The sequence below is a fragment of the Mesorhizobium sp. WSM4850 genome (assembly GCF_055811735.1).
On sequence record NZ_JBVVPV010000111.1, the window covers coordinates 1 to 3636 of the forward strand.

3 pseudogenes are annotated in these 3636 nt (G+C 59.9%); 2 read left to right on the forward strand and 1 reads right to left on the reverse strand.

The features are described 5' to 3' along the window. Nucleotides 1-605 precede the first annotated feature (605 nt). Nucleotides 606-856: pseudogene (locus AC0L2Z_RS34980) on the forward strand (transposase); the annotation flags it as partial. Between the two features lie 242 nt (nucleotides 857-1098). Here the strand turns inward: AC0L2Z_RS34980 and AC0L2Z_RS34985 are convergent. Beyond that, nucleotides 1099-2131, reverse strand: a pseudogene (locus AC0L2Z_RS34985) (IS110 family RNA-guided transposase); the annotation flags it as partial. A 65-nt stretch (nucleotides 2132-2196) separates the two neighbouring features. On the opposite strand from AC0L2Z_RS34985, the pseudogene AC0L2Z_RS34990 reads away from it, so the two are divergent. Then, nucleotides 2197-3082: pseudogene (locus tag AC0L2Z_RS34990) on the forward strand (IS3 family transposase); the annotation flags it as partial. Nucleotides 3083-3636: the final 554 nt, after the last annotated feature.

Here is a 3636-nt window from a genome sequence, read left to right on the forward strand (position 1 = left end):
ACCACTGTTGGCTCCCGTATTGGATTCCGACGAACGTTAAACCGGGCACGAAGCCCATGGCGTGAATTTAGCTGCGTTGGCTGTCGCCAAAGTACGCCCGCCAAGCGCCCGCGATGCCGAAGTAGTCGAAAGCGTCTTCAACAGTTCGTCGCGCATCAGCCAAACGAGCCAATCGTCGTCTATGGCCTTGGTAGGCAAGTGCAGGACTGATCCGTGTGGCTCTCGATGTAGATAGCCCAGGCTAGCCAATGCGACGCGACCGATAAGATAGAGAGACCGCGGTCTCTAAAGTCCTCGCGCAACCAGATGTCGCCATGATACGCTACCAGCCCTGTTATGCTTCGAGCAGTCGGCGCCTCGCAGCGGGACGACGAACCGTGTAGCGTGGTCACATTGCTTTGCATGCCGATACGCCCCTGATTAGTGCGCTGAACATACATTAATCTCTCCCTTGGCCACCATTCCTACATTGGCTTCTAGAGCTTGCGGGCAAGCACCGATACTACAGCATCTGGTAGTTGACGACATCTGCTCATGACCACAAACCTCGTGACGTTGCCCCTGCGATCTAATCCGGATTGAAGTTCTGGCCGATTGAGAGGACCATGAAGCGCAGTCGCTTTTCGGAAGAGCAGCTCATCGGGATTTTGAAGGAGCATGAAGCCCGATCTTTGCCGCAAGCACGGGGTGAGCGATGCCTCGATCTACGATTGGAAGGCCCGCTTCGGAGGGATAGACGTCTCCGAGGCGAAGCGTCTGAAAGAGCCTTGAGGACGAGAACGCGCGCCTGAAGCGGCTACTTTCCGACGCCATGCTCGACAATGCAGCGCTGAAGGATCTCGTAGGAAAGAATGTATGGTCCGCCCCGTCCGTGCAAGGGTTCGCGACATCGCCGACGACGATTCCAGTTGCATAAATGTATCCGGCCTCTCGCGAGTGAGCTGCTGTTGCAGCCCGGCCATGATGAGATCCGCGCACGCCGTTCCCAATAAATGGTTCGGGCACGAAGCCCGCTTTTTTGCACAGGGCTTACGGCATGCTGATCCACTGTTTCGTCATCACTATTCCCGAGCCTTGCAATCGAGCCGGAGCGTTAGGCGAAAGCAGGGTGCGTTCGTAGAGTGCTCCCGGCTTGGTCAGGACAACCCAGACAATGCGCGCCATCTTAGCGGCAAGTGCGACAACAGCTTTGTTCGGGTGCATATGGCTCTGCAACCCATCAAGCCAGCTTCCCAGGCGATCCCGGGTTCGATCCAGGTGACGGAAGCATGATCGCGCGCCATGAACGAGCAGCTTGCGAACGTAGCGGTTCCCGCGCTTGCTGATACCGAGCAACTTCTGCTTGCCTCCGGTCGAGTATTCTCGAGGGACCAGCCCCAGCCATGCGGCCAGGTCGCGAGCCTTCTGGAACTGGCATCCGGTGCCGACGGCCGCCAGTAGCGCGGTGGCTCCCAATGCTCCGATTCCGGGGATCGTCATGAGCCGGCGGGCAACATCTTCTCGGTCTGCGATCGCTGCGATCTCCCTCGTCACGTCGGTGACGCGCTGCTCCAACTGGCGCAGATCGGCGAACAGGTCCACGAGCAGTTTGCGCATTGCCGGCGAGAGGTCATTCGAAAGGTCATCGAGAACCAGTGGCAAGTCGAGCTTGAACAGCCCGGCGCCCTGTCTCAATGCGATGCAGGCAGAATGCTCGCATCTGGTTGATCAGACGGGTTCGCGTGCCGATCATCTGGTCGCGCACCCGATGCAAGGCTTGGAGGTCGGCTTGCTCCTCGCTCTTGATCGCGGCAAATCGCATCGTCGGCCGCGTGGCTGCTTCGGCGATAGCTTCGGCATCGATGATGTCGCTCTTGTTCGACTTGACGTAGGCTTCACGAACTGCGCTGGGATCAGGCGAACCTTGTGCCCCAGTGCCTGAAGTCTCCTGGCGATCCATTGCGATCCAGCGCACGATTCCATCCCGACGATTGCCGGCGCTGCCCGCTCAAAGAACGTCATCAACGTATCGCGTCGGAAGCGAACTCGCTGGACGGGCTCGCCGTCGCTGTCCAAGCCGACGACGTGGAAGGTTCTTGCCGATATCGACACCATAGACGGCCGCAGGGCGCGGCGCATTGCGTGGGGACATTGCAACCTCCTTTGTTGTGACTGCCCAGATGATGCTGCGGGAGGACGGGGCGGACCATCCCATTAGTGGTGACGCCCGCAGCCAAGCGGAAAGTTGTCGCTCGCCTGAAGGAAGCCTTCGGGATGAGCGAACGGCGGGCGTGTAAAGCCATGGGCTGTTGCCGCCTGACGGTTCGCTACGAGACCAGCAGGCCGGACGACCGCGAGCTTCGCGAGCGGATGAAGGCGATCGCACAGGAGCGTCGCCGGTTCGGATACCGGCGTCTGCTCGTGATGCTGAGGCGCGAGGGACGCGTCGTGAACCACAAGAAGCTGTTTCGGCTCTATCGCGAGGAGAAGCTCGCCGTTCGCCGCCGTGGCGGCCGCAAACCGGCGATCGGAACCAGGGCGCCGATGCTGGTGCCGCCGCGTCCCGATGAGCGATGGTCGCTCGACTTCGTCTCCGACCAACTCACCGACGGGCGCCGCTTCCGCATCCTCACCGTCGTCGACGACTGCGCGCGGGAATGCCTGGCTCTGGTGGCCGACACGTCGCTCTCGGGCGTACGGGTTGCGCGCGAGCTGGATCGGCTCACTGCTGAGCGGGGCCGGCCGACGATGATCGTCAGCGACAATGGCAGCGAGTTCACCTCGAACGCCATCCTGGCACCATGTCCGTGTTGAATGGCACTACATCGCGCCTGGCAAGCCGATGCAGAATGCCTTCATCGAGAGCTTCAACGGCCGCCTGCGCGACGAACTGTTGAACGAGACGCTGTTCACCTCGCTTGCACGGACCCGTGCGTCCCTGGCCCTGTGGCGCGCCGACTACAACAGCGCGCCGCCTCATCCGCAGATCGGATGGCACACTCCGAACGAGTTTGCACAGACCTTCAATCCGCGACGGTCGCTCGCGCTGCGCAATGCGAAAGGCTCCGCGCCAGCGCCCGTCGCTTCCTCCGCCCATAAGGGCCAACGCCGGAAACGAACTCAAAACCGGATAGAAACTGGGGGCAACGTCAACACCCATAAACTTGGAAAACTGCGAGGCTGTCGGAGAAGGCTGATATCCACCCTATCTCGAACCATCCAGCAATGAGCTCCTGACTGCCAGCCGAATGCCGGCACCTACACCACGCGCCACGGGACATTATCCGCCTGAAACAAGACTGTTGCAGAAAATATTAGATCTTTAACTCAACGAAAGCGCGCTTTAGGAGATATGGTCTCACGTGTTTTGGGGTGCCGCTCGTGATAATCGTCGGCTCGGAAAAGGAATCTTGCCGTGCAAATTCTAGAAGCGCGCGTCTGATCCTAAGGCCGCCGTCGTAGAGGAGCTTCTTCTACAGGAATTCATACCGATCAGTCCGCAAGGCATGCTGCTGCAGGCTGGCGCGATCGCTGATCAGCGCCGCCAGACGGACGCGATCTCAGCTCATTTGACGCTGCTAGCAAGGAGATTGCCGCTATGAACAAGAAATTCTCGCCTTCGAACGATGCGAGCATCGCGATTTTTGAGCGCCTCGA